Source organism: Acidimicrobiia bacterium (genome assembly GCA_036396535.1).
GTDB lineage: Bacteria > Actinomycetota > Acidimicrobiia > Spongiisociales > UBA5794 > DASWKR01.
The window spans coordinates 1-23,342 of the sequence record DASWKR010000003.1; the positions used below are offsets into that span (position 1 = coordinate 1).

General features: G+C 67.9%; 26 protein-coding genes and 2 tRNA genes. 18 read left to right on the forward strand and 10 right to left on the reverse strand.

Annotation, left to right across the window (positions count from 1 at the left end):
* Positions 1 to 877, forward strand: an 877-nt coding sequence (locus tag VGC47_00505) for a hypothetical protein (protein HEX9853783.1), incomplete at its 5' end; no start/stop codon positions are given.
* Positions 878 to 980: 103 nt separating this feature from the next.
* On the opposite strand, the gene ppk2 is transcribed toward VGC47_00505, so the two are convergent.
* On the reverse strand, positions 981 to 1,862 hold the full coding sequence (ppk2, locus tag VGC47_00510; GenBank protein HEX9853784.1) for a polyphosphate kinase 2: 882 nt from the start codon (positions 1,860 to 1,862) through the stop codon (positions 981 to 983).
* 150 nt (positions 1,863 to 2,012) lie between these two features.
* Here ppk2 and VGC47_00515 point away from each other — a divergent pair, with 150 nt between their 5' ends.
* A complete protein-coding gene (locus VGC47_00515; protein ID HEX9853785.1) occupies positions 2,013 to 2,501 on the forward strand; it encodes a hypothetical protein in 489 nt (162 codons plus the stop codon).
* A gap of 429 nt (positions 2,502 to 2,930) precedes the next feature.
* On the opposite strand, the gene VGC47_00520 is transcribed toward VGC47_00515, so the two are convergent.
* Positions 2,931 to 3,003, reverse strand: a tRNA-Arg gene (locus VGC47_00520).
* Between the two features lie 212 nt (positions 3,004 to 3,215).
* Between VGC47_00520 and VGC47_00525 the strand changes: the two genes are divergently transcribed.
* Together VGC47_00525 and VGC47_00530 are read left to right on the forward strand one after the other, a co-directional pair.
* On the forward strand, positions 3,216 to 3,491 hold the full coding sequence (locus VGC47_00525; protein HEX9853786.1) for a DUF1778 domain-containing protein: 276 nt from the start codon (positions 3,216 to 3,218) through the stop codon (positions 3,489 to 3,491).
* A 3-nt stretch (positions 3,492 to 3,494) separates the two neighbouring features.
* On the forward strand, positions 3,495 to 4,004 hold the full coding sequence (locus VGC47_00530; GenBank protein HEX9853787.1) for an N-acetyltransferase: 510 nt from the start codon (positions 3,495 to 3,497) through the stop codon (positions 4,002 to 4,004).
* 61 nt (positions 4,005 to 4,065) lie between these two features.
* On the opposite strand, the gene VGC47_00535 is transcribed toward VGC47_00530, so the two are convergent.
* Complete coding sequence (locus VGC47_00535) at positions 4,066 to 4,578, reverse strand: hypothetical protein (GenBank protein HEX9853788.1); 513 nt, start codon at positions 4,576 to 4,578, stop codon at positions 4,066 to 4,068.
* Positions 4,579 to 5,067: 489 nt separating this feature from the next.
* Here VGC47_00535 and VGC47_00540 point away from each other — a divergent pair, with 489 nt between their 5' ends.
* Together VGC47_00540 and VGC47_00545 are read left to right on the forward strand one after the other, a co-directional pair.
* Positions 5,068 to 6,630, forward strand: coding sequence for a hypothetical protein (locus VGC47_00540; GenBank protein ID HEX9853789.1), 1,563 nt, complete (start codon positions 5,068 to 5,070; stop codon positions 6,628 to 6,630).
* Positions 6,627 to 7,745 carry a zinc ribbon domain-containing protein gene (locus tag VGC47_00545; GenBank protein HEX9853790.1) on the forward strand — a complete coding sequence of 373 codons (1,119 nt, stop codon included), beginning with the start codon at positions 6,627 to 6,629 and terminating at the stop codon, positions 7,743 to 7,745. Before VGC47_00540 ends, VGC47_00545 begins: the two co-directional genes overlap by 4 nt.
* A gap of 43 nt (positions 7,746 to 7,788) precedes the next feature.
* On the opposite strand, the gene VGC47_00550 is transcribed toward VGC47_00545, so the two are convergent.
* Together VGC47_00550 and VGC47_00555 are read right to left on the reverse strand one after the other, a co-directional pair.
* The gene (locus tag VGC47_00550) at positions 7,789 to 9,315 is read right to left on the reverse strand and encodes a peptidase S10 (GenBank protein HEX9853791.1); all 1,527 of its coding nucleotides are present in this window, start codon (positions 9,313 to 9,315) and stop codon (positions 7,789 to 7,791) included.
* Positions 9,308 to 9,802, reverse strand: coding sequence for a nuclear transport factor 2 family protein (locus tag VGC47_00555; GenBank protein HEX9853792.1), 495 nt, complete (start codon positions 9,800 to 9,802; stop codon positions 9,308 to 9,310). Before VGC47_00555 ends, VGC47_00550 begins: the two co-directional genes overlap by 8 nt.
* Positions 9,803 to 9,958: 156 nt before the next feature.
* Between VGC47_00555 and VGC47_00560 the strand changes: the two genes are divergently transcribed.
* Both VGC47_00560 and VGC47_00565 read left to right on the forward strand, forming a co-directional pair.
* Positions 9,959 to 10,534 carry a SigE family RNA polymerase sigma factor gene (locus VGC47_00560; protein ID HEX9853793.1) on the forward strand — a complete coding sequence of 192 codons (576 nt, stop codon included), beginning with the start codon at positions 9,959 to 9,961 and terminating at the stop codon, positions 10,532 to 10,534.
* Positions 10,531 to 11,472 (forward strand): hypothetical protein, encoded by a 942-nt coding sequence (locus VGC47_00565; protein ID HEX9853794.1) that lies wholly within the window; start codon positions 10,531 to 10,533, stop codon positions 11,470 to 11,472. The genes VGC47_00560 and VGC47_00565 overlap by 4 nt, the downstream gene beginning before the upstream one ends.
* A 9-nt stretch (positions 11,473 to 11,481) precedes the next feature.
* Here VGC47_00565 and VGC47_00570 read toward each other — a convergent pair whose 3' ends face one another.
* Positions 11,482 to 14,091: an HAD-IC family P-type ATPase gene (locus VGC47_00570; protein ID HEX9853795.1), complete on the reverse strand. Its 2,610-nt coding sequence runs from the start codon at positions 14,089 to 14,091 to the stop codon at positions 11,482 to 11,484.
* A 119-nt stretch (positions 14,092 to 14,210) separates the two neighbouring features.
* Between VGC47_00570 and VGC47_00575 the strand changes: the two genes are divergently transcribed.
* The 3 genes from VGC47_00575 to VGC47_00585 all read left to right on the forward strand — a co-directional run bounded on the left by VGC47_00575 (position 14,211) and on the right by VGC47_00585 (position 16,111).
* Positions 14,211 to 14,588 (forward strand): hypothetical protein, encoded by a 378-nt coding sequence (locus VGC47_00575; protein HEX9853796.1) that lies wholly within the window; start codon positions 14,211 to 14,213, stop codon positions 14,586 to 14,588.
* 81 nt (positions 14,589 to 14,669) lie between these two features.
* Positions 14,670 to 15,620, forward strand: coding sequence for an HAD family hydrolase (locus tag VGC47_00580; protein HEX9853797.1), 951 nt, complete (start codon positions 14,670 to 14,672; stop codon positions 15,618 to 15,620).
* Positions 15,620 to 16,111, forward strand: a complete 492-nt coding sequence (locus VGC47_00585; protein HEX9853798.1) for an NUDIX domain-containing protein — start codon at positions 15,620 to 15,622, stop codon at positions 16,109 to 16,111. The genes VGC47_00580 and VGC47_00585 overlap by 1 nt, the downstream gene beginning before the upstream one ends.
* 3 nt (positions 16,112 to 16,114) lie before the next feature.
* Here VGC47_00585 and VGC47_00590 read toward each other — a convergent pair whose 3' ends face one another.
* The 4 genes from VGC47_00590 to VGC47_00605 all read right to left on the reverse strand — a co-directional run bounded on the left by VGC47_00590 (position 16,115) and on the right by VGC47_00605 (position 18,935).
* Positions 16,115 to 16,522 (reverse strand): TIGR03667 family PPOX class F420-dependent oxidoreductase, encoded by a 408-nt coding sequence (locus VGC47_00590; protein ID HEX9853799.1) that lies wholly within the window; start codon positions 16,520 to 16,522, stop codon positions 16,115 to 16,117.
* A 20-nt stretch (positions 16,523 to 16,542) separates the two neighbouring features.
* A complete protein-coding gene (locus VGC47_00595) occupies positions 16,543 to 17,301 on the reverse strand; it encodes an undecaprenyl-diphosphate phosphatase (protein HEX9853800.1) in 759 nt (252 codons plus the stop codon).
* Positions 17,302 to 17,343: 42 nt separating this feature from the next.
* Positions 17,344 to 17,862 carry an SAF domain-containing protein gene (locus VGC47_00600; GenBank protein HEX9853801.1) on the reverse strand — a complete coding sequence of 173 codons (519 nt, stop codon included), beginning with the start codon at positions 17,860 to 17,862 and terminating at the stop codon, positions 17,344 to 17,346.
* 308 nt (positions 17,863 to 18,170) lie between these two features.
* Complete coding sequence (locus tag VGC47_00605; protein ID HEX9853802.1) at positions 18,171 to 18,935, reverse strand: S-methyl-5'-thioadenosine phosphorylase; 765 nt, start codon at positions 18,933 to 18,935, stop codon at positions 18,171 to 18,173.
* A 144-nt stretch (positions 18,936 to 19,079) separates the two neighbouring features.
* On the opposite strand from VGC47_00605, the gene plsY reads away from it, so the two are divergent.
* From plsY to VGC47_00640, 7 genes are all read left to right on the forward strand, one after another.
* Positions 19,080 to 19,658, forward strand: a complete 579-nt coding sequence (gene plsY / locus VGC47_00610; protein HEX9853803.1) for a glycerol-3-phosphate 1-O-acyltransferase PlsY — start codon at positions 19,080 to 19,082, stop codon at positions 19,656 to 19,658.
* Positions 19,658 to 20,899: a gephyrin-like molybdotransferase Glp gene (gene glp, locus VGC47_00615; protein HEX9853804.1), complete on the forward strand. Its 1,242-nt coding sequence runs from the start codon at positions 19,658 to 19,660 to the stop codon at positions 20,897 to 20,899. The genes plsY and glp overlap by 1 nt, the downstream gene beginning before the upstream one ends.
* The gene (gene moaC / locus VGC47_00620; GenBank protein HEX9853805.1) at positions 20,892 to 21,374 is read left to right on the forward strand and encodes a cyclic pyranopterin monophosphate synthase MoaC; all 483 of its coding nucleotides are present in this window, start codon (positions 20,892 to 20,894) and stop codon (positions 21,372 to 21,374) included. Before glp ends, moaC begins: the two co-directional genes overlap by 8 nt.
* Positions 21,371 to 21,853 carry a MogA/MoaB family molybdenum cofactor biosynthesis protein gene (locus VGC47_00625; protein HEX9853806.1) on the forward strand — a complete coding sequence of 161 codons (483 nt, stop codon included), beginning with the start codon at positions 21,371 to 21,373 and terminating at the stop codon, positions 21,851 to 21,853. The genes moaC and VGC47_00625 overlap by 4 nt, the downstream gene beginning before the upstream one ends.
* A 210-nt stretch (positions 21,854 to 22,063) precedes the next feature.
* Positions 22,064 to 22,501, forward strand: coding sequence for a hypothetical protein (locus tag VGC47_00630; protein HEX9853807.1), 438 nt, complete (start codon positions 22,064 to 22,066; stop codon positions 22,499 to 22,501).
* Position 22,502: 1 nt separating this feature from the next.
* Positions 22,503 to 23,147 carry a haloacid dehalogenase gene (locus VGC47_00635; protein HEX9853808.1) on the forward strand — a complete coding sequence of 215 codons (645 nt, stop codon included), beginning with the start codon at positions 22,503 to 22,505 and terminating at the stop codon, positions 23,145 to 23,147.
* 40 nt (positions 23,148 to 23,187) lie between these two features.
* Positions 23,188 to 23,261: transfer RNA gene (locus VGC47_00640), tRNA-Ala, on the forward strand.
* Positions 23,262 to 23,342: the final 81 nt, after the last annotated feature.

The window sequence follows — 23,342 nt, forward strand, 5'->3', positions numbered from 1 at the left end:
AACCACGTCGACGACGCCCGAGCCTGCGGTCGGTTGGTCGATCGCCTACCCGGCAGACTGGGACCGAGCCGATTCCGAGCTGATGCCCGACCTGGCGTGGCAGTCGCTCACCCTGGCGACCTTCCCTCTCGAGCCGGGCGGCGTTCGATGCGCCTATCTCCCCGAGAACGCCATCCGTGCCCTCGGCCCGCACGACGCGATGCTCACGGCGAGCTTCACCGGCAACCCAGCGAGCGGCGCGGCGCCCTGGCCCGTTGGCGGCTTCGACGCCCACGTCCTTCCAACAACGGAGAGCACGGACGCCAACGATTGCGCCCTACCTCCCGACCTCGAGGTGCGATCGGGATCCTTCGACCTCCAGGGGAACGAGACCTTCCTGTTCGTGGCATTCGGGGCAGACGTCGATGAGGCGACTCGGGACGGTGTCTGGGCGACCCTCACGTCCGTACGGCCCGGGAGCGATCGCCCTGCGGAGAGGGCGCCCGTGTGTATCGCAACCCGACCTCCGCTGCCTCCGTTCACGCCGCCTGAGCCATACGATCCGGCACCGACGGGTGCGGGGTCGGTCTGGTATGGCACCGACGATCTGTGGACGGTGCTCCCCACGGATGGGACGTTCCGGCCGACGAAGAGCGTGTGGTGGAGCACGCATTTCAGAGGGGGCGCCGTCGAGTCGACGCCGGCGATCTCTGTCACCCACGAACCGGTCGGCTCGGATGACCCGGTCGAGCACAGCGGGGAGCTCGGCACGAACGCATACACGCCCGAGGACGGCTGGTTCATGATCGCCGACATCGACTTCGTGCCGTCCGGGTGTTGGAGGGTCACGGCGAGCTATCGAGACGCCGTGTTGAGCTACGTCGCCGAGGTGCCCTGACCCGGCTCGACGCTTCCCCCTCCGTTCCGGCGTCCCCCCGCCGCGTATGTGCGATGGGGGGACGCAAGAACGGATGGAGGCCGGGCCCCACTGCTCCCGCCGCCTAGTACACCTCGGGCACGAACGTCTGCTCGGAGATCGGCGGCCGGATGTAGCTCGTGTCGGTCTGCCTGGGAGGCAGGTCGACCGGATCCGGGGTCGTGTCTTCGTACGGGATCATCGACAGCAGGTGGGCGATGCAGTTGAGCCTGGACCGTCGCTTGTCGTCTGCGTTCACGACGAACCACGGCGCCTGCTTGATGTCGGTGTGGTCGAACATGATGTCCTTGGCGCGGGAGTACTCGACCCACTTGCCTCGCGACTCGATGTCCATGGGACTGAGCTTCCAGCGCTTCGTCGGATCGAGCATGCGGTCGGCGAACCGGGCTTCCTGGACCTCGTCGCTCACCGAGAACCAGTACTTGATGAGGATGATCCCCGAACGCACCAGCATCCGCTCGAACTCCGGGCACGACCTGAGGAACTCGCGGTACTCCTCCTCGGTGCAGAAGCCCATGACGGGCTCGACGAGGGCGCGGTTGTACCAGGAGCGGTCGAAGAGGACCATCTCGCCGGCCGCCGGCAGCTCCTCGACGTACCTCTGGAACCACCATTGCGTTCGCCTGCGGTCGGACGGCGTCCCGAGGGCGACGAGCCTGACGACTCGCGGGTTGGTTCGCTCGGCGATCCGTTTGAGGACACCGCCTTTTCCGGCGGCGTCGCGGCCCTCGAATATGACGACGACCTTGAGGCCCTGCCGCTTGATCCACTCCTGCAGCTTGACGAGCTCCTGCTGGAGGCGCGTGAGCTCGTCCTCGTAGAACTGGCGCTTCAGCTTCGGCTTGGTGACGGTCTTCTCCGGCTCGACGAGCCTGAAGTGCGACGACGCCTCCGGCTGATCTCGTGGGGAATCTCCGTCCGGCTCCTGCGGTGTTGGCCGCTCCATCGTGCCTCCACGCTCGTGTTCAACTGACCATACCGAGGCGAGGCCGCCGTTGCTCGGTGAGCCGCGCCGCTCGATCCTGACGCCGCACCCAGGCATTACCCTCGCCGTCATAGAGGCACACCAGTCCCCAACCGATGGACTCTCGTCGTGATGAGTCGGGTACCGCGGCGGTCGGTTCACGACCTGGATGAGGTCGTGTCGGTCGTCGCCGCCGTCGCCGCTTCCGGCGATCCGGTAGTCCTCATCCTGGACGTCGACAACACGCTCGCTCCCCAAGGCTCCGAGCCGGAGGAGTTCGGACGCCTCGTCAACGCGGCGATCGACCGGCTGGAGACGATCGAGGCCATCGATCGCCTGATCGTGCTGAGCAACGGTGCTCAACGAGGTGTGCCCCGAATGGTCAGTCGGGGAAACAAGCCGTGGACGACCCGTCGCCGGCTCGGGCTGCGCGGTGGTGACGACACCGTCATCGTGGTCGGCGATCAGGTGCTGACCGACGGCTTGCTGGCGTGGCGCCTCGGGGCGTCGTTCCTCTATCTGGTGATCGACGACGAGACGGAGTCCGCCCCCCAAGCCGGTATGCGACGGATCGGGCGTTGGGTGACGAGGCTGCTGTTTCGCCCCTGGCCGAACCGCTGAACGGCCGAGGCACGGCGCGTTGCCGGGAGGCCCGTGTACCTTCGGATCGTGTCGGGTACATGGCACACCCGAGGCCGGGCCTAGGGACGGCTGGCGGTGTGGATCGCTCGAAGTTCGCTCCGCTTGAGCGCCCCCGGCAGGATTCGAACCAGAAGGCACGCCGGTGCGATCCCGTCTTCCTGTGGATCACCAGGCGAGGGTGAGGGCGAGGTCGATGGTCCTGGCCGGGTGTGGGGACGGCTGGCGGTGTGGATCGCTCGAAGTTCGCTCCGCTTGAGCGCCCCCGGCAGGATTCGAACCAAAAGGCGCGCCGGCGCGCTCCCGTCTTCCTGTGGATCACCGGGCGAGGATGAGAAGGCGAGGTAGTTGACCTGGCCGGGTGTGGGGACGGCTGGCGGTGTGGATCGCTCGAAGTTCGCTCCGCTTGAGCGCCCCCGGCAGGATTCGAACCTGCGACACCCGGTTTAGGAAACCGGTGCTCTATCCCCTGAGCTACGAGGGCGTGAATTGGTGAACCGCCCGTGGGAGGCCCTCTCTGCGCCTCCCATCCAAGTCTACGGCAGCGTCAGATTCGGTTTGGGCCTCTCATGAGATCGATGTAGCCGTTCTCTCTTCATGTGGTCCGCTCTCCATCGGGTTGGTGATCGGGGTTGGTGATCGGGGTTGGTCGAGGGGTTCCACTCGTTCTTCAAGTGCCGTACAATCACCGTACAGATGGCAGCCGCACGCACTTCACGGATCGAATTGCGCGCCGACCCCGAGCGCGAGCGACGCATTCGCTACGCCGCGGAGCTGGAGCGCCAGTCGTTGAGCGCCTTTGTGCTCGACGCCGCTTCCGACCGCGCCGAGGAGGTCATTGCCTCGGCATCGGCGACCGTCGTGCCCTCCGATTTCTTCGACCAGCTCTGGGACGCTCTCGATGGGCCCCCTACGCCGAGTCCAGCCCTGCAACGGCGAGCCCAGGGCCGGCGGCGAGTCGACCAGCGCTGAGCTGTGGCCCGGTTCGTTTCCGAGCGGCTCGGCCCGCACCACCACGTCGGGGAGTTTCGCTGTGGGGTGGAGGCGCTCGACCGGTGGGTGGTCGACCATGCGATCCACGCTCAGTCGATGCGTACCGCCCAGACCTTCGTTTGGCATGCAGGCGACGAACGAGTCGTCGGCTACTTCAGCCTCGCCGCTCATCTGGTGATACGCGGCGAGCTTCCAAAGAAGCTCGGACGGGGATCACCCACGTCGATTCCAGCGGTGATGCTGGCCCGCCTCGCCCTCGATGTTGGGCTACACGGCGACGGGCTGGGAGGAGAGCTCCTCTGGGATGCACTTACTCGAGCTCGGGTCGCCTCCGACATCGCCGCGGCACGACTTGTCGTTGTCGACGCCATCAGCGCAGAGGCGGCCGGGTTCTACGAGCACCACGGCTTCACGCGCATCTCTGATGACCCGAACCGCCTCGCCCAGAAGATGAGCGACATCGCCCGCGCCCTCGACGGGAGACCCGAATAGCGATCCGGGACGGCCGGATGATGAGGATTCTTGTCACCGGTGGAGGTGTGCCACGCACGCCTCACGCCTGATCGTGCACCGGCTCAGCTCGGAGCCTGCCGTATCCGATCAGTGCACAGCCGGCGGCGATCGCGACCAGCGAGATCACAGTCAGCGCTTGCTGGGCTCCGGTGAGCGCCGGAGCATCTTCGAAACCCAGCCGCACACCGGTCGCGTAGGCGACCAGGTAGAGCACGGATCCGAGAAGAAAGGCCGCCCCTGCGATCGATGCCCTCCTTTCCAGCACAGCAGACAACCCCACCAGCCACAGTCCGATGTATATCAACGGCCCGACGGTCAGCAGCCCGGTCACGGTCGCACCGACTCCCACCCTCGTCAGTAGCCGGATGGGCCTGGACGCATCCGAATATCGCGCGTGGGCGATCAAACCGACGCTGAGAAGGCCGATCGAGAGCCCGTGGACACTCAGCGCGAATGCCCAGGGTTGGAGGTCGCCCAACCAGAAGAGGAGGAACACCACGCCGCCGGCGATCATCGACCATCCTGCGACCTGCGTGTTGTCAAGCGCTCTCATCGCGAACCCCGAGTCGGTCCCACCTCAAGCCTGCGTTACGGGCGTGGCGGCTGACCCAGCAGAAGATTCGATCGTGTTTCCTTCAGCTAACCACGACTCGATCCAACGCTCGACCTGCTCCATCCCACGGTAGGTGGGGCCGTGCGACTCGATGACAACACAGTTCGGATCGAGAGCATCCAGAATCATACTGGAGTCACCGGCCTTCCACCCCTCGACATACCGCCGCACCAAGCGGGCACCAACATCGTCTCCTGCCATCAGGGCACCCTACCGAGCGGCAGCCAGTAGACCGCGATCTCCTCAACGGACCGTGGGAGGGTTTCCTGATCGACCGGGTAACACACCACGTTCCTCAAGACGGCTTCTCTCCCGACCGATCAAACACCATCGAGACCAAGGACGATCTCCATGGCGCACCCGGTCATCCGTCGGAGAGAACCTGCAGCAACGTCTGAGCCGCAGCCCGCCGGCAAGCGTCGGCGTGCGGTGGCGGGTCTCGTCGCCGCGTTGATGGTCCTCGGGTGGTTGGGGGCTCGCTCCGCCGCTGCTCAGGAAGAGCGATTGATCTGCCCTGCCGAGTTGGGTGGTCGTGACCTCTCCTTCGAGAAGGCATGGCTCGATGAGGAGTCGTCGGTCGACGGTCAGGAGGCCGATGGGCTCTATGTGGTCACGAGCTTCCGCAAGCTCCTCTGTGGCTACGAGAACCCCAGCTCGTTCAATCTCAACACCGTGGACGTGGTCTGGTTCTCGACGGATCATGCCGATTACACATTCGGCTGTCACGACGGCTACGACGTCGCCGGAGAACCCCCCTCCGAGTATCTCGCCAGCCCCACCCACTACGTGGAGGCGATCATCCGCGTGAAACCTCGGTTGGCCGCCGCGGCGAGCGCGCTCGCCGCCCGTCTGATCTCGGCTGCGGAGGCGGTCGCCCCGCGGTGTGGCGAGCCACCTACCGAGGGCGGGGACGATGTCGAGGACACCGTCGGCGGTGGGGAGCCTGTCGGCTCGACGACCACGACGACCGAGGATGTGGCCGCCAAGGGCGACCCCGACGACATCGGCGCCGATCAGCCCGACGATGAGGCGGCCGCAGGGGGCACCCCGGCCGATGACGATGTCGATGCCCGAGCCGAGCCCGAGCCCAGCAACGAGCCCGGCGATCAGCCCAGCGATGGGCCCAGCGAGGAGGCCCTGCTGATTGCCGCAGGGTTGATCCTGCTTCTCCTCGGTGGGGGAAGCGTCGCCCGCTCGCGGCGGCGGAAGAGACCACCCGGTGAGTCGGTCGGTGATCGCGGGGCACGCCAGATAGGGGGCTTCCTCCTGCACTTCCCGCCCGATCTCCTACTACAACGGCTCGGGATCACCAAGGCGCCGGAAGAGGCCGCCCCAGCTCCTCAGGACCAGCCCGAGCATCGCCCAAGCCGAACCCCGGTACCTCCCTTCGAGGAGCTCGAGCGCCACTTCGCGGAAAGCGTGGCCTACCGCGCCGAGCAGGGATATCGCGTGCGGAACCGAAACCTGATCGAGAAGTCATGGAACACGTTCCTCGATCCGTTCTGGAACGACCCGACAAGCGGACAGTGCGGCGAGTATGCGGAGTGGGGCGAGCAATGGACGCGCGGGTTCGTGCGCGATCGGTTCGGGCCCGACGCCTTGGTGGACACCATCGTCGTCGAAGAGCGTTCGACGGTGACCCCCGACGGCATTCGTGACGGGCTGGACGGGCTGTATCGGGCGAACCATGCCGCAACCCGGGTGATCCTTCCCGACGGCCGGCGACTCGTCCTCGACTATTGGGACGCCCTCGGCCGCAACCTCGGCAGCCCGCCCCGGTTGCGCGACGAATCGGATTGGGCGGCGGACTGGATGGCGGAGATCGGTGAAGGCATGGTGGACCGACCCGAAGCGGAGCTCACCTTGAAAAACTACGTGGAGCAGTACGGCTCGGAGCGTGCCTTCGACGCCTACCGGCGAACCATGGAGAAGGAGGGGCGGGGAGCTCTCGCCGAGGTCCTGATCAGATCGTGGGACCGTCAGCCATGGTGACCGAGAGAACGAGGGTGACCGACGCGAGGGGGGCCCTGGAGCGCCGTCGCACCGAGCTCTGGGACCGGATGGGGCGGGGCGAGCTGTCGTTCGAGGAGGCGATGGGGCGTCTTGGCGATTGGGAGGTCGAGACCGGTGACGGCCGCCTTCTCCTCCACCCTCCGACCGGGGAGTGGCTGGTCTACGACCGACTGCATGACACGTACATCCCGCTGGGGGTGAAGGCGGGTCGGGCTGCATCCGGAGCCGGCCCGTCGATGGTGTGCCCGACCTGTGGTGTGACGTCGGCGCCCGGCGACCTGTTCTGCGGGGGGTGCGGAAGCTCGCTCGAGACCGCCGCACTCTCCTGTTCTCGCTGTGGTGCTTCGGCGCCGCCCGGGGCGTCCTTCTGCGTGTCGTGCGGCTCACCGGTTCGTTCCGTGGGCCGGAGGAGACGGCCCCGCTTGACGACGTTGCTCCGCACCTTGACGATGGTCGGCGGCCTCACGTTGACCGGCATCGGTGTCGCCCAGGCATTGGCCGACCGAGATCCCCCGCCGAGCGACTCGATCGCCGAGGCACCCCTCGTGACTTCGACGGCGTCCCTTCCCCCGACGACATCGGTGACGGCAGAGACCATTCCGGTGACCGCCACCCAGCCGGCCGGGCCCGGCGAAGTCACACCCACGGCACCTCAGGAGATGACGTGCCGCGACGATGGGGTGGGCTTCAGCGTCGACTACCCGTCGGGCTGGCACGTCGCCGGCACAGAGTTGGACGGTCCGTGCGCCTATTTCGACCCCGAGCCTTTCGAAGCCTCCGGGTCGTTCGAGGATCCGGTGGCGATCGCGGTGTATTGGACCGATTGGTCGTTCGCCGACCTGGTCGCGAGCTACGACTCAGATGGTGCCGTCATCCAGGAACGCGAGTCCTTCAGGTTGGCGGGGCGGAAGGCCCAGCGCCTGCTGTACACCTTCACCGGCGACGGCGGCGGAGCGTCGGGATACGACGTCATCGTCCAGCACGCCGGCGGTACCTTGGTGTTGACCACGTTCGAGGCGTTCAGCGGTGACTTCGACGCCACACGGCGCGTGGTCGACGACATGGCCGCCAGCCTCGATCTCGAGTCGCGCTGAACGCTCGGCTCGGAAGGGGACACGCCCCCGCAGGCGGCATCACCTACCCGGCGGCCGCTCCGATGAACCTCCGGAGATCGCCGGCGAGCTTTGCCAACTCGTCGACGTGGACGTACATCATGTGACCGGCCTCGTAATAGCCCATCTCGACGTTCCCGCCGAGGGACTCGTCCAGCCCGAGGTGGCCGAACGTGAACTCGGTTGCATGATGCGGCGTCGCCAAGTCGTAGTAGCCGTTGGCGACGAAGACCTTCATGAACGGGTTGCGCGACATCACCTCGCGGAGCGTCTCGGAGACATCGACGTAAGCGTTCTGGAAGTCCTCGTAGCTCCACGGCCGGACCCGCTCCGAGAGCACCTCATACGGCAGATCGCTCTCGTATCCGAGCTCACGGCGCACGTAGTCGTTGAATGCCGACGTGTATGCGGGCATGACCGCATCGATGGACGGGTCGTTCTCCATCATCTGGCCGCCCCCGAAGCGCTCGATGCCCGTGTATCGGCTGTCGATCCTGCCGACCGCCCGCCCCTGATCTCGGAGCAGCTCCTTGCAGAACCAGAGGATCTCGATCCTCAGATCGTGCTTCTTCACGTAGTCGGCGGAGAGCCCCGTGTAGCGGGCGACCTTCGCCGCCACGGCGTCGTAGCGCTTCTCCGGCAGGCCGGCCCCCGCCAGCAGAGCGGAGGCGTACTCCCCATCGACGAAGGCCTCGACCTCGTCGAGTACTGCCCTCAAGCTCTTCCTCTGGAGGTCCTTGGGGAGCCGCTTGTGGTACCACGCCGTCGCGGCGTACGTCGGCAGGAAGAGGATGTACGGCAGGTCGTTGCCCCTGCGGAAGGTCCACGTGCCCGGGTCGAACCCGGCGGTCTGGAAGTTGAGGATCGAGGACACCAGCACCAATCCGTTGAATGCGATGCCGTGCCTGCGCCACAGGTGACCCGCCAGACCCGCCGAGCGAGTCGTCCCATAGCTCTCGCCGGCGATGAACTTCGGGGACGACCAGCGGCCGTTGCGTGTCAGGAAGATCCTGATGAACTCGCCGACCGACTCGATGTCCTTCTTGAAGTGGTGGTAGTCCTTGGCCTTCTTCTCGGGTATCGCCCTGCTGTACCCGGTCGAGACCGGGTCGATGAACACGAGGTCGGCGACGTCGAGGAGCGAATGCTCGTTGTCGACGAGGCGGCCGGGTGGCGGCAGCGCCATGCCGTCCGGCTGCATCTTCACCCGGCGCGGCCCGAACGCTCCGAGGTGGAGCCACACGGATGCCGATCCGGGGCCGCCGTTGAACGAGAAGACGATCGGCCGGCTCGCCACATCCTTCACGTCCTTCCTGGTGTACGCCACGAAGAAGAACGACGCCTCTTTCTTCCCCTCCTCCTCTGCGAGCACGATTCGGCCGGCCGTCGCCGTGTACGGGACGGACTTCCTGCCGATCTTCACCTCGTGCTCGGTCTCGCTGATGGCCTCCTCGTGATGAGGCGGCGGCTCGACCTTGGCGCCTGCGTCGTCGCCGTCCTTGCCGTTCGCGTCCTTGCCGTTCTCGTCCCTGTCCTGGTCGTCGTCAGGCATGCGTGGTGTCCCCTTCGTCCGGGAAGTACGTGTAGACCCGCTCTCCGGCGAACAGCCGTGCTTCGGGGTCCCAAGGGAAGAAGATGACGACGCGCCAGCTGAGGCGCGCCCCGGTCGGCTCACGGCCGATCCACTCCTTGTGGTGGGTGCCCGACGCGACTGCTTCCTCGCAGACACCCTGCGGACCGACGACGATGCTCGTGAGGTTGAACTCGATGTCCGGGAAGGCGCCGAGCAGGCCGGTGTAGAAACGGGTGGCACCCTCGTGGCCTTCCCACCGGTGGCCGGACTGCACCAACTCGTATACGCAGTCGTCGGTGAGCGTGGAGAGCAATCCTGCGATGTCCCTGGCATCCTCGGCGAGTGAATGACGCTTCCACAGCGCCTTGATGTCGTCGTAATCGTCTGTCGCCCTGGCGAGCAGCTCTCGCACGGCGTCCCGCCTCGATCGCCACTCGGCGTCGAGGGCTTCCGCAGCCGCAGTCATCTGGTCGGTTCCTCCTGGTGGCGGGCCGGCACCGAGCCTACCGGCGCGTCCCCCGACGCTTATGGCCCACAGAGTCCCCACTAATGCCATGGCGCGACGGGTTCGATACATGAGTAAACCCGGCGACCCCCTCCGGCGAGTGACACAGAGAGCAACGTGACGGCCCAGCCACAGCACTCGAGGCGCCGCAGCGCCGCGGCGGCCGATCCCGCACGACGCGGGGTCGGAGCCGGGCCTGCCCCGGTGAAGGCCGTCACGACGTTCGAGTCGTTCTACCAGAGGGAGCTGAAGGCCGTGATCGGGCTGGCATACGCGCTGTCCGGCAGCCGGAGCGCCGCCGAGGACCTCGCTCAAGACGCCTTCCTGGCAGCCCATCGCTCCTGGGACAAGATCAGCCGATACGACAAGCCCGAGGCGTGGGTCCGGCGGGTGGTCGCCAACATGTCGGTGTCGATGTTCCGCAGGAAGATCCGCGAGGCGAGAGCCGTCGCCCGGATCAACCGCAACGAGGCGATCCTCCCGGACCTCCCGGCGCAGGACCACGAGTTCTGGATGGCCGTTCGATCGCTCCCGAAACGCCAGGCGCAGGCGGTCGCCCTGCACTACCTGGAGGATCGCCCGATCGCAGACATCGCCGGGATCCTCGAGTGCGCCGAGGGCACCGTGAAGGTCCATCTCCACAAGGGCCGCATCCGGCTCGCAGAGAAGCTCGGCCTGGAGGTGGAATCGTGACGACGCTCGACATGCGGGCCGCCCAAGCCAGCACGTCACTCAAGAGTGCCGTGGCCGGTCACCACACCGCCCTCACGGTCGACCAGCTCGCCAGGAGGCGCATCTGGAACCAGGCGGCGTCAGCGGCCCTGGCGGTGGCGGCGATCGCCGCACTGCTGGGCATCGCCCTCACGCTACAGGTCGCACTGCCGTTCAACCGGGTTGCCGGCCCGACGACGTCCACGGTGGCGCCCACGTCGACGGTGGCCCCACCGCAGGACGGCATCGTGCCGCCCATCGTGGACGGCCCGGGTGGTGGGGACGACGATCCCGGGTCCACCGTGCCGGAGACGACCACGACCACCACCGTGACGACGACGCTCCCGCCGGAGACGACCACGACCGAGGCGCGTGACTCGGATCCGCCCCGCCTCGTGATCCTCAGTCCCGAGGACGGAGCCCACGTCACCGAGCGGACGGTGCGCTTCTCAGGCGAGACCGAGCCGGGAGCGACGGTCACGGCGGGTCGATACGAGGCAGACGTGACGGAAGGCGGACGATGGTCGATCGTCCTCGTACTCGAGGCGGGACCGAACAGGGCGACGTTCACTGCCGCCGATCCGGCAGGCAACGAGACGACCGCAACCATCGTCGTCCATCTCGACGTCACGGACAAGCCCCCCGACGAACCTCCTCATGAGTTCACGGCGCACGCCGAGTTCGGGTCGTGCTCCGAGGTGCCGCCGTTCGACGTGTATTACGGCACCGGGGCACCGGGGTCGGTCATCCGCATTCGATCCGAGTTCGGCTCCGGCGAGACCGTGGTGAACGAGAGGGGCCGCTGGGAGGTCAAGGTGCTGTTCCCCGAAGCCCCGTTCGGCGAGACGTTCCGCGTCACCGTCCGTGACGACGGCGGACACCAGAAGCGCTTCGAGTTCACGAGCTACGCAGAGCGCTGAGGCCGGCGGCTACTCCAGCTCGAGCTCGCCTTCGGAAGGCAGGACGTCGTCGGGGTCGAACCACTCGATCTCGCCCAATGGGTCGGTGACCTGTCCTCGTTCCGGCTCGCCCTCGGGCTCGACGTCGATCGGCGGTTCCACCGTCGGGCTGGGCGAGGGCTCGCCGACGGCACTCGCTGATCGGGCCCGACGAGTCGAGGTGTACTCCGCGACCTTGGCCCGCAGCTTGCGGATGGCACCGCTGGCCTCCTCGGGCGCCTGCATGAGGATCTCCGGGACGTGGCGGATCCAGCCGACCGCACGCAGCGTCCCGACCATGGCGGTTCCGGTCACCGCGACGATGCCGATGGCCGCCATGAACACGACCGGCCGGGGCAGGGCCAGCTCGAAGAACTCCTGAGCGGGTGGTGCCAGCATGAGGACCACCAGCAGCGCAGCCATCCCGGCGATCAGCCAGCGCTTCCACGCGATGAGCGGGCGCATCACGATCCCGAGGGCGAACAGGCCGAGCGCCGAGAGCACCAACGTCGCCATGCTCCTCGCCTCGACGAGCGACACGCCCTCTCTGATCGCCAGCTCGTAAGCCACGAACGATGCGATCCCCGCCGCCAGCCCGGTCGGAATGGCGAAACGGAGGACGCGCATCACGAACCCCGGCCTGGCGCGCCGTGACGATCGCGAGAGAGCCACGAAGAAGGCCGGGATGCCGATCGTGATCGAACCGACGAGCGTGAGGTGGCGGGGCAGGAACGGGAACGGCCGGTTGACGAGTCCGACGACGAGGGCGATGAAGATGGCGTACACCGTCTTCGTCACGAAGAGGTTGGCGACCTTCTCGATGTTCGAGATGACTCGGCGTCCCTCGCCCACCACCCCCGGGAGGGTGTCGAAGCTGCCGTCGACGAGCACCAGTTGGGCGACGGCGCGCGATGCTGCGCTCCCGCCCCCGATGGCGATGCCGATGTCGGCGTCCTTCAGCGCCAGCACGTCGTTGACGCCGTCGCCGGTCATGGCCACCACGTGGCCGCGCGACTGGAGCGCCCTGACCATGGCGCGCTTCTGTTGAGGCGTCACCCTTCCGAACACCGTCCCCTGCTCGACGACCTCCGCCAGCTGATCCGGGTCGTTCGGCAGTCGCCTGGCGTCGACGACTTCGTGAGATCCCGGCACCCCGACCTCTCTGGCGATGGCGGCCACCGTGTCCGGGTGGTCCCCCGATATCACCTTGGCCTGGACGCCCTGGTCGGCGAAGTACCGGAGCGTCTGCGCCGCGTCCGGGCGGATGCGGTCCCCGAGGGCGACGATCGCCACCGGCTCCACCGCGGAAGGGACCGCGGCGGCGGCGAGCGGCTCGTCCGTGCGCGCCAGCAGCAGCACCCGCCTGCCGCGCCAGGCGTGCTCCCGCACGGAGGAAGCCACGTCGGCATCGTTCGGCAGCAGGATCTCGGGTGCCCCGAGGAGCCACGAGCCCTGCCGCTCGAACGTGGCGCCACTCCATTTCCTGGCAGAAGAGAAGGGGACGGACGACACGCGGCGCCACCCTTGCGGCGCCGCGAACTGGTCCTTGACGGCGCTCAACGTGGCGTTCGGGTCCGGCTCGGCAGCCCCGAGGGCACCGAGCGCCGCCCGCGCTCCATGTTCGTCGGCGGCGAGCACCTCGAGAGCCTGCACGGTCAGCTTGCCCTCGGTGAGCGTCCCGGTCTTGTCGAAGCAGACGGTGTCGACCCGGGCAAGGCCCTCGACGGCGGGCAGCTCCTGCACGAGGACGTTGCGCCTGCCGAGACGGATGACCCCGATGGCGAAGGCCACCGAGGTGAGCAGGACCAGGCCCTGGGGCACCATCCCGACGGCACCGGCCACGGCCGAGCGGAGTGCCTCGACGAAGCTGTTGTGGACCCGCATCTCGCTCCACACGAGAAGCAGCACGACGGGCCCCACCGCCCAGCTCACGGCCAGGAGAACGAAATCGATGCCGTCGCGCAGCTCCGACTTCACCAGGGCGAAGCGCTTCGCTTCCCGGGCCAGCCCGGCGGCGTAGGCGTGGGGTCCGACCCGGGTAGCCCGGTAGAGACCCGAACCCGCCGCGACGAAGCTACCGGAGAGACCTTGGTCCTCCGCCTGCTTGGCGACCGGCTCGGACTCGCCGGTGAGAAGCGACTCGTCGATCTCGAGGCCCCTGCTGGAGATCACGGTCCCGTCGACCGGGAGCTGGTCGCCCGCCCGCAGATGGATGACGTCGTCGACGACGATCTGATCGACGGCGACCTCGCGGGGCTCACCGTCACGCACGACCCGGATGGTCGGCGACGTGAGCACAGCCAGCCGATCGAGGGTCGCCTTGGCCCGCAGCTCCTGGATGATCCCGATGCACGCGTTCGTGATGAGGACGATGCCGAACAGCGCATCCCGCGGCTCACGCACCGCGACGAGGATCACAACGAGGAGCGCCCCGAGGAGCATGTTGAACCGAGTGATGATGTTGGCCCTGAGTATCTCTGCGGTCGTGCGGCTCGGGCTCTCCTGCACGACGTTGATCTCGCCCCGGGCGATGCGCTCACGAACCTCGGCCGTGGAGAGACCGGGGTGGGCCGCAACCTGCTCTCGGGTCTCGGTTGCCATGGCGACGAGACTACCGGGGGGCAGCACTCGGAACGGAGGACGGGACGCTCCAGCGCCGTGGCGGACGATCCGTCGGGGAATTACACTGCTGTAAGTCGCCGACAGGGAGGAGCGCCGCCGTGGCGCTGGTCATCGAGAAGTCCGTGGCCATGAGGGTTCTCGAAGCCGCCGCCGTCTGTTGCATCGGAGCAGGCGATGCGGCGCGAGAGTCGACGCTCGCCGGGCTCGATCTCGGTATCCCCGGCGGCGACGATGCCCACTGCGTCGTCGTCGCCGACCGTCGCCGGATCGAGGTGGTCGTCGAGCCCGGCTGCGACCTCGGTGCGCTGAGAGGGCGCCTCGAGGCCCTGTCACGACGCGACTGGGAGATCGTGGTGCTGGTTCCCCTCACGGACGTGGGGGCGGCCCACGGCGTGCTGCGCGGCACGACCTGCAGGCTCCAGCCGTGGTGGCTCGACGGCGCGACCGTTCAGTTCGGTGCCTCCGAGATCCCTTGACCCGGCGCCCCGATCGGCTTTCGGCTCCCGTCGGCGGGACGATGGGGGACTTCGCGGCTCGACGTTCCTAACCTTCCCGGGATGCCGATCGCTCTGCACACGCAGACCGTTGTCGCCTTCCTGTGGGACTTCGACAGGACGCTGATCGCCGACAACATGCAGGGGCCGATCTTCGACGAGTACGACGTCGATCCGGTCTTGTTCTGGCAGGAGGTGGACGGTCTCGTCGAGTATCACGCCAAGCGCGGCGAGGTGCTCGCCAGGGACCTCGCCTATCTGCTGCACATCTTGTCGTACGTCGAGGCAGGGGCGTTCCCGGGCTTGACGAACGCCAAGCTCAGAGAGCTCGGTGGGAAGCTCGAGCCGTGCCCCGGCATCCCCGAGTTCCTCGAGGCGACGAGGCAGAAGGTGATGGACGTCCAGGCGTTCGCCAGAGAGGGCATCACGGTCGAGCATTACATCGTGTCGACCGGGCTGCGAGCGATGATCGAGGGGAGCTCCATCGCCCCCCACGTCGACGGGATCTGGGCGAACACGTTCGTCTCGGCGAACGCATCCCCCGGTTACCTCGAGCGGCTCCAGGTCGACGATGCCCGCGGGCCGATCAAGCACCTCTCGTACGTCATCGACAACACGTCGAAGACGAGGCCCGTCTTCGAGATCAACAAGGGAGTCAACAAGAACCCCCAGGTGGACGTGAACGCCCGGATGTCGGAGGCGCAGCGGAGGGTGCCCCTGCGCAACATGATCTACATCGCCGACGGCCCGAGCGACGTCCCGGTGTTCTCGATCCTCAACCAGAACGGCGGCAAGACCCTCGGGGTGTACACGCTCGAGCCCCGCAACAACCACAAGCAGGTGAAGCAGCTCTCGGAGCAGGGCCGGGTCCAGGGGATGGCGGAAGCCGACTATCGGCCCGGCAAGGCGGCGTTCCTGTGGCTGATGGACAGCCTCGACCAGATCAGCAGCGAGATCGTCGAGGCGCGTCGCATGGCCTTCGCCGAGATCAAGAACCCGCCCGGCCATACGTGATGCCGGCGGTGTTCCGGGTCCGCGTCGCCGGGGTGGCGGTCCACGACGGTCGGGTGCTCTTCCACAGGGCGGCGCACGACGACTTCTGGGCGCTCCCGGGAGGGCGGGTTGCGGCCGGCGAGACCCTCGCCGAGGCGCTGGTACGCGAGATCCAGGAGGAGGTCGGGGTCGAGGCGGTCGCCGGGCCGTTGTTGTGGGTCATCGAGAACTTCTTCGATCACCCGTCTCTGCTTCGCAGCCCGCCGGCCGGGCCTCCCGTCGCCCACCACGAGATCGGCCACTACCTGCAGCTCACGCTGCCCCCTCCTCTGCGCGCCGCCGGCGACTTCACGGGTGTCGAGATGCGCGGCACCGCCGATGAGTACGTGCTCGAGTTCAGCTGGTTCTCGGTCGACGAACTGGACGGCGTCGATGTGCGGCCGAGGATCGTCGGCGACCTGCTCGCCGAGCCCCTCCCCGCCGGCATGCGAACCATCGTCGTCAGTGAGTGACGTTCAGAAGGCCCGCACCCGATCGACGGCGATCCTGACCGGCACGGGGTAGTGCTCGGCGAAGTAGCCGATGGTCCACTCGTAGCTCTCGAGCTTCTTTCGATACTTGGCGAAGAAGGCGTCGTGCTCGTCGGGGCTCGGCGTCTCGTCGTCGATCCTGGCCGTGCCTTCGATCGTCACGATTGCGCCACCCTCGCCGTCTCCGTCGAGGTTCATCGCCACCTTGGGGTGGGTTGCGACGTTCGCCAGTCTCACCGAACGCTTCGAGTACACGAGGATGTCGCCACCGTCGACGACGAACCAGACGGGAGAGGTCTGGGGTTGGCCGGCAGGCGACACGGTCGTGAACCAGATGATCAGGTCGTCGTCCAGTCGGGCCCTGGCGGCCGGTTTGAGTGTTTCGAGTGTCATGACAGGAGACTATCCGCTGCTCAGACCACCAGGAACGCCAGAACACCGAAGCCGACGCAGTACCCGCCGAAAGGCACGAGGCCGATCCTGCGGATGAGGCGCAGCAGCAACGCGATCGCCATGTAACCGGCGACGGCGGCGACGGCGACGCCCACCCAGGTCTTCGCCGGGATGCCCTGGGTGCTCTGCATCAGCTCGGCGCCCTCGAGGAGCCCTGCCCCGGCGATGGCTGGGATGCCGAGCAGGAACGAGAACCGGGCGGCCTCCCCCGACCGCAGGTCCATCACGATGCCCCCGGTGATCGTCATCCCCGATCGCGTGATGCCGGGAATCAACGCCAGCGCCTGGGCGGCGCCGATGACCACGGCATCGCGGTCGGTCACGGTCTCGATGCCACGCCTTCCCTGCCCGATGAACCGAGTGGCGATCATGACGCACCCGGCCACGACCATTGCGATCGCCACGGCGCTCGGGTCCTCGTTGAGTCGTTCCAGGGGGCCTTTGGCGGCCAAGCCGATGGCGGCGGCCGGGATGGTCCCGATCACGAGGAGCCTGAGCAGTCCCCGGCCGCGGGCGTTGAGCTGCACCATGTCCTTCACGTCCCGGCGGAAGAAGGCGAGCACCGCGATCAGCGTGCCGAGGTGGAGCACGGCCGACGTAGCCAGGTCGGGCCCCTCCCGTCCGAGCAGGGCCGGGACGAGGACGAGATGCCCGCTCGACGAGATGGGGAGGAACTCGGTGAGGCCCTGGATCAGGCCCCAGAAAGCGGCTTCGATCATGCGACCGGGAGACTAACGGCGCTTGGGGACTCACCCACGCGGCTACGGAGAGACGAGGACGATCACGTTGCCGGCCGCCGCCGCCGTCGCCACCAGCACCGATTGCTCCTCGGCGACTGCGACGAGACCCGCCTCCTCGACCCCGAACGTCCCGCTTCCTCCGGGCGACACCACCACCCCGTCGACGGAAGACACCGGATCCGTCACGACGATCTTGACCGGAGACCCCGGAGCGGCGCCGTCCGAGAGCGGCACGGGAACCGACCACCACCCGTCCGGGACCGGCGACTCGGATGCCAGTGCTGACGGCACGAGTGGCTCGCCCGCCGCGATCCTGCGGGAGGCGACCGGTAGGGACAGGTCGGGGTCCGGCAGGATGCCCACAGGCACGTCTCGCCACTCGACCGCCGTTTCGTCGACCACGGCGCCGCGAGGCATAGCGCGGGAGGCGAACGGGTAAGGCGTCGTCTCCCTGCCGCTCAGCTCGAGGACCAGAGCGAGGGCGACGACGGCACCCGCGGCGAGCCACCGGAGGTAGGGCGGCTTGGCGAACCAATACACGCAGGCGACCGTATCGGACGACGACGGGCAACGGAAGCCGTCTCCCGCGGGGATCGACACGAATGGGCCCCTCCCCGTTCCCTCCCTCCGTGAGGAGGGAGGGCGCATCACGCAAGCAGGGGGAATGGTGGGGGACTTGCGATCAGCGACACGGGGAGGGGATCTCGGCGGCACCGCCCAGGGGCGGCGCCGGCGCGGGGCCGGTCGGCCACCTCGAATCAACGCGCTCTGTGGTGGCGGACTCTCTCATGGTGTTCCTGGCGGCCAGGCGGTCATTGTGGTCGGCGTCGATCCCACAGGGAAGGCTTTCACTCCTGTATCGACCCGCGGCAGGAGTGGGTGGCGTCCACTCGGGGGATCATGTCCACAACGGCGGCGCGTAGCGTGTCGAGCGACGCCTCGAACTGCTTGAGGACCTGCGCGTGCGTGACAGGCTCGGCCTCGGCCACGACGCCGGCGTCGTAATCGGTGACGACTGAGATGTTGACGTAGCACATCCCGAGCTCCCTGCTGAGAGCGACTTCCGGCTCCTGGGTCATGTTGATGACCGCCCAGCCGTGTGACGAGAAGAACGAGGACTCGGCGCGTGACGAGAACCGGGGACCCTCGATCACGACGACGGCGCCTCCGTCGTGCACGCGGGCGTCGACGCCCTCCAGCGACTCGATCGCCACCCGGCGGAGATCTTCGCAGTACGGGTCGGCGAAGCTCAGGTGCTCGATGTCGGGGCCGTCGAAGTACGTCCTCGCCCTCCCCCTCGTCCAGTCGACGAGCTGGTCGCACACGACGAAGTCCCCGGGCTCGATCTCGGTCTTCAGGCTGCCGACGGCGCACGGCCCGATGAGGCAGCTCGCCCCGAGCTGGCGCATGCCCCAGACGTTCGCCTTGTAGGGGACCATGTGTGCCGGGAAACGGTGATCGGCGCCATGACGAGGGAGGAAGGCGACCTCGACGCCCGAGACGGTGCCGACGGTGTACGGGGCGGCCGGGGCCCCATAGGGCGTCTCCACCTCGACGCTGCGCGCGTCGTCGAGGAACTCGTAGAACCCGGAACCGCCAAAGACACCGATCATGAGATGTTGAACGCACCCTCCAACCCTCGTGATGGTAGTCACGCAGAGTGGCGGCCACCGCTCCCAACCGGTCCCTCCCAGCTTCTGGCCCATCGAGGGCCGGCGTCGTGAACCGCCGACCACCCTCCACCTACACTCGCCGCGGTGGAGGCTGCCGTCGCCATCGTCGTTGCGTACCTGCTCGGGAGCGTCGATTTCGGTGTGATCGTGCCCCGGTTGCTGGGCGTCGACATTTACCAGCACGGCAGTGGCAATCCAGGCACCTCCAACGTCTTTCGGACACTCGGGAAGAAGGCGGCGGCCGTCGTCCTCGTCGGTGACGTCGCCAAGGGTCTGCTCGCGGCGGCCATCGGTGCCGGGTGGGTATCGGTGCCGGTCGGCTTCGCCTGCGCGACGGCTGCGGTCGTCGGTCACACGTTTCCCGTATGGCACGGCTTCCGAGGGGGACGCGGTGTGGCGACCGCCCTCGGCGCCGCCATCTGGCTGGAGCCGGTCTTCGGCCTGGTGACTGCGGCGGCATGGGGAGGGCTCGTCGCCGCGACCAAGGTCGCCTCGGTGGCGTCGCTCGCCGCCATGGCCGTCTACGTGCCCGGCTTCGTCCTGGCGGGCCACCGAGGATGGTCGCTCGCTTGGGCGGCGGCGACGGCGGCGATCGTCGTCGCCCGCCACGCTCCCAACATCCGCCGCATGATCCGCCAGGACGAGCGGAGGATCACCGGCTGATGCGGCCCCTCGCAGACGCCCAGCGAGATGTTCTCGCCGCCATGCCCGCCTTGCCGGCGATGTCCACCTCGATCAGGGAGTCGCTCGGGCTCGTCCTCGCCGAGCCGGTCGTTGCGTCGCACGACCTTCCGCCATTCCCGAACTCGGCGATGGATGGGTACGCCGTCCGGCACGCCGACCTGGCGTCGATTCCGGCCGAGCTGCCGGTCCTCGAAGACGTGCCCGCCGGGAGCGTGGCGACGATGGCCGTCGCTCCGGGCACCGCCATCAAGATCATGACGGGAGCCCCGCTGCCGGACGGGGCGGACACGGTGGTGCGGGTCGAGGACACCGAGCCGGGGGAGCGATCTGTTCGGGTGCTCGCCGCCCCGGACCGCGGCACCTCCGTGAGAGCCGCCGGCGGCGACATCGAGGCGGGCACCGTCGTCGTGGCGGCCGGGGAACGGCTCGCACCTGCTCACCTCGGGCTGCTCTCGTCCCTCGGTGTGACGGCCCCGGTTGTCGCCCGGCGGCCGCGGGTCGCCGTCATGTCGACCGGCGACGAGGTCGTGGCGCCCGAGACCGCCGTGCTGGAGCCGGGGAAGATCCGCGACTCGAACCGCTTCGTGCTCCATGGCGTGCTCACGGAGCTCGGAGCCGAGATCCTCGACTTCGGCATCATCGGCGACGACGCCGACCTGATCGGTGAGACCCTCCGGAAGGCTGCCGACGAGGCCGACGTCGTCGTCACCAGTGGCGGGGTGTCGATGGGGGAGTACGACCTCATCAAGCAGGAGCTGACCAAGCTCGGCACGGTCGACTTCTGGCAGGTGGCGATGCAGCCTGCCAAGCCGTTCGCCTTCGGGGCGATCGGCGGCGTTCCGCTGTTCGGCCTGCCGGGCAACCCGGTCTCCGTCTTCGTTGCTTTCGAGCAGTTCCTTCGCCCGGCGCTGTTGCGCATGATGGGCGCCCGCAGGTTGTTTCGCCCCCGCACGGCCGGAGTACTCGCCGAGCGGGTGGAGACGGACGCCGAGAAGACCGTCTTCGTGCGGGTTGCCCTGGCATCGGCAGACGACGGCGCCTTCCGGGTGACGCGGTCCGGCGGCCAGGGCTCGAACGTGCTCTCGGCGTTGGCAGCGGCGGACGCCTTCGGGGTCGTCCCGGTCGGGGTCGGGGCGCTCGACGAGGGAGACCTCGTCACGCTCGAGTTGTTCCGCGCCGCCGAGACGCGAACGAGCGAGGAGGCCCTCGGTGGTGGATGAGCCGCGCACCGGCGAGTTGTCCCACCTCGATGCAGAGGGGCGGGCACATATGGTGGACGTCGGAGCGAAACCCGTGTCTGCCCGGATCGCGGTAGCCGAGGCCTTCGTGACCATGTCGGCTCCGGTGCGAGCCAGGCTATTCCAGGGCGACCTTCCGAAGGGCGACGCGGTGTCGGTGGCGCGCATCGCCGCCATCCAGGGCGCCAAGCGGACGTCGGATCTCATCCCGCTGTGCCACCCGCTTCCCCTAGACGCCGTCGACGTGGCCATCGAGCCGACCGAGACCGGCGCCAGGATCGAGGTGACTGCTCGGGTGTCGGCGAAGACGGGTGTCGAGATGGAGGCGATCACCGCCGCGGCCATCGGGGCGGTGACGATCTACGACATGATCAAGGGCCTCGACCGCTCAGCCGAGATCGGCCCCGTGAGGCTGCTCTCGAAATCGGGCGGCAAGTCGGGGGACTGGCACCGATGAGAGCAGCCGTCGTGACGGTCAGCGACAGGGTGAGCCGCGGTGAGGCCGCCGACCGCTCCGGCCCGGCCGCCGAAGAGGCGCTGCGCACCATCGGATTCGAGATCACATCGACGGCCGTCGTGCCCGACGGCGTCGAATCGGTTGCTGCCGCGCTGCGCGGCCTCATCGGGAAGGCCGACCTGGTCGTGACGACGGGAGGCACCGGCTTCACGGACAGAGATCTCACCCCCGAGGCCACCCGTCTGGTCATCGAGCGCGAAGCGCCCGGGCTCGCCGAGGCGATGCGGGCCGCCACGTTCGGCGTCAACCCGCACGGCATGCTGTCGCGGGGAGTCGCCGGGATCGCCGGATCGACGCTGATCCTCAACCTGCCCGGCTCCGTTTCAGGGGTCACCGAGTCGCTTGCCGTCATTGCGGAGGCGCTGCCGCACGCAGTGGAGTTGCTGACTTTGCAGCGATCGGACCACAACGTTTCTTGATCTGAGCGTCCTGATCTGATCGAGATCCTTCGAGATCGCGAAAATCCTTGGTGTCGGTGGGCCTGCGGCCCACGCTCGACAAGGCAGCGGAGTTGCTGAGTGCGCAGCGATCGGACCACAATGCGTCCTGATCTGATCGAGATCGCGAAATCCTTGGTGTGGGTGGGCCTGCAGCCTACGCTCGACAAGGCAGCGGAGTAAGGGACCAACTTGGAGATCGTTGTCTTCATCGTGATCGCCCTTGTGTGGGCGTTCTTCCTGCTGCCATCTTTCTTCGACAACCGCCGCCAGGCACCTATGAGCTCGACGAGGAGCTTCGCCCGCTCGACCGCCCTCCTGGCATCCGTCGCCAACAGCCCGGCCCACGAGGTCACGTCGCGACGGATGGCGTCCACCCGGCGGCGCAGGGTGCTCGTCGGACTCGGCGCCGGCGCCGTCGCCGCCCTGCTGCTCGCCATCACGGGAGGCAGCGCGCTCTGGCTCACCGTCGCCATCCTGTTCGACCTCGCCCTGTCCGCCTACGTCGGGCTCCTCGTCGCGATGCGCCAGCGGGCCTCCGCCTTGGCATCCGTCATCACCATCGAGCGGGCCGCCGAACCGGTCGTCGTGGACGCCCAGCGCCACACCGTTCGTGTCGTCGCCGGCTGACGTGCCGTCGCCGGACATCGGCCTAGACGCTCTCGAGTCTGCGGTCAGGTCCGAGCTGGACGACAAGTACGGGGCTCGCGAGCTGGCGCTCGAGAACTGCCGCAAGATCATCCGGTCATCGGCGAACGCCATCAGAGCGCTCCACCGCAACGAGACCGCCGAAGCTCGCCACCTGCTCGCCGAGGCCCGCCGGCTCATCGAAGAGGCGGAGGGCCCGCTGTCCGAGCATCACGACATCTACCACGCCGGCTTCTTCTACGACGCAGTGAAGGAGTACGCCGAGGCGGAGACGACAGCCGCCCTGTTCGCAGGGGAGAAGCTCCCTCTTCCGTCGGACATCGGCGTCCACTCCGTGCCGTACATGAAGGGGCTCGGCGAAGCGGTCGGCGAGCTGCGCAGGCGGCTGCTCGACCTGCTGAGGGCCGGCCACCTCGCCGAGGCCGAGTCGGTGTTCCGCCAGATGGAGGCGATCCACGATCTCATGACGTCTCTCGACTACCCGGACGGCATGACGGACGGGCTGCGGAGGACCACGGACGTCGCCAGGCAGCTCATCGAGCGCAGCCGGGCGGACCTCACCACGACGGTCGTCCAGGAGCGTCTGCGGATGCAGCTTGCTGACGGCGGCGAGCCGGCGACGAGCTGACGAGAGCGGAGCGGCCGCCGCCTACAATGCTGCGCTGCCAGGGGGTGTAGCTCAGCCCGGCAGAGCGCTTCGTTCGCAACGAAGAAGTCACGGGTTCAAATCCCGTCACCTCCACGCCCCGGGGAGCACCCGGACCCGCCGCCAGCGTGTGAGGCGGAGGCTCACCGCGATCCAACACCGAACTGCCCAACAGCG

Coding starts and splice junctions, on each gene's coding strand:
- ppk2 (HEX9853784.1), bottom strand. CDS start 1,862: ATGGAGCGGCCAACACCGCAGGAGCCGGACGGAGATTCCCCACGAGAT.
- VGC47_00515 (HEX9853785.1), top strand. CDS start 2,013: ATGAGTCGGGTACCGCGGCGGTCGGTTCACGACCTGGATGAGGTCGTG.
- VGC47_00525 (HEX9853786.1), top strand. CDS start 3,216: ATGGCAGCCGCACGCACTTCACGGATCGAATTGCGCGCCGACCCCGAG.
- VGC47_00535 (HEX9853788.1), bottom strand. CDS start 4,578: ATGAGAGCGCTTGACAACACGCAGGTCGCAGGATGGTCGATGATCGCC.
- VGC47_00550 (HEX9853791.1), bottom strand. CDS start 9,315: ATGCCTGACGACGACCAGGACAGGGACGAGAACGGCAAGGACGCGAAC.
- VGC47_00555 (HEX9853792.1), bottom strand. CDS start 9,802: ATGACTGCGGCTGCGGAAGCCCTCGACGCCGAGTGGCGATCGAGGCGG.
- VGC47_00570 (HEX9853795.1), bottom strand. CDS start 14,091: ATGGCAACCGAGACCCGAGAGCAGGTTGCGGCCCACCCCGGTCTCTCC.
- VGC47_00580 (HEX9853797.1), top strand. CDS start 14,670: ATGCCGATCGCTCTGCACACGCAGACCGTTGTCGCCTTCCTGTGGGAC.
- VGC47_00585 (HEX9853798.1), top strand. CDS start 15,620: ATGCCGGCGGTGTTCCGGGTCCGCGTCGCCGGGGTGGCGGTCCACGAC.
- VGC47_00590 (HEX9853799.1), bottom strand. CDS start 16,522: ATGACACTCGAAACACTCAAACCGGCCGCCAGGGCCCGACTGGACGAC.
- VGC47_00595 (HEX9853800.1), bottom strand. CDS start 17,301: ATGATCGAAGCCGCTTTCTGGGGCCTGATCCAGGGCCTCACCGAGTTC.
- VGC47_00605 (HEX9853802.1), bottom strand. CDS start 18,935: ATGATCGGTGTCTTTGGCGGTTCCGGGTTCTACGAGTTCCTCGACGAC.
- glp (HEX9853804.1), top strand. CDS start 19,658: ATGCGGCCCCTCGCAGACGCCCAGCGAGATGTTCTCGCCGCCATGCCC.
- VGC47_00625 (HEX9853806.1), top strand. CDS start 21,371: ATGAGAGCAGCCGTCGTGACGGTCAGCGACAGGGTGAGCCGCGGTGAG.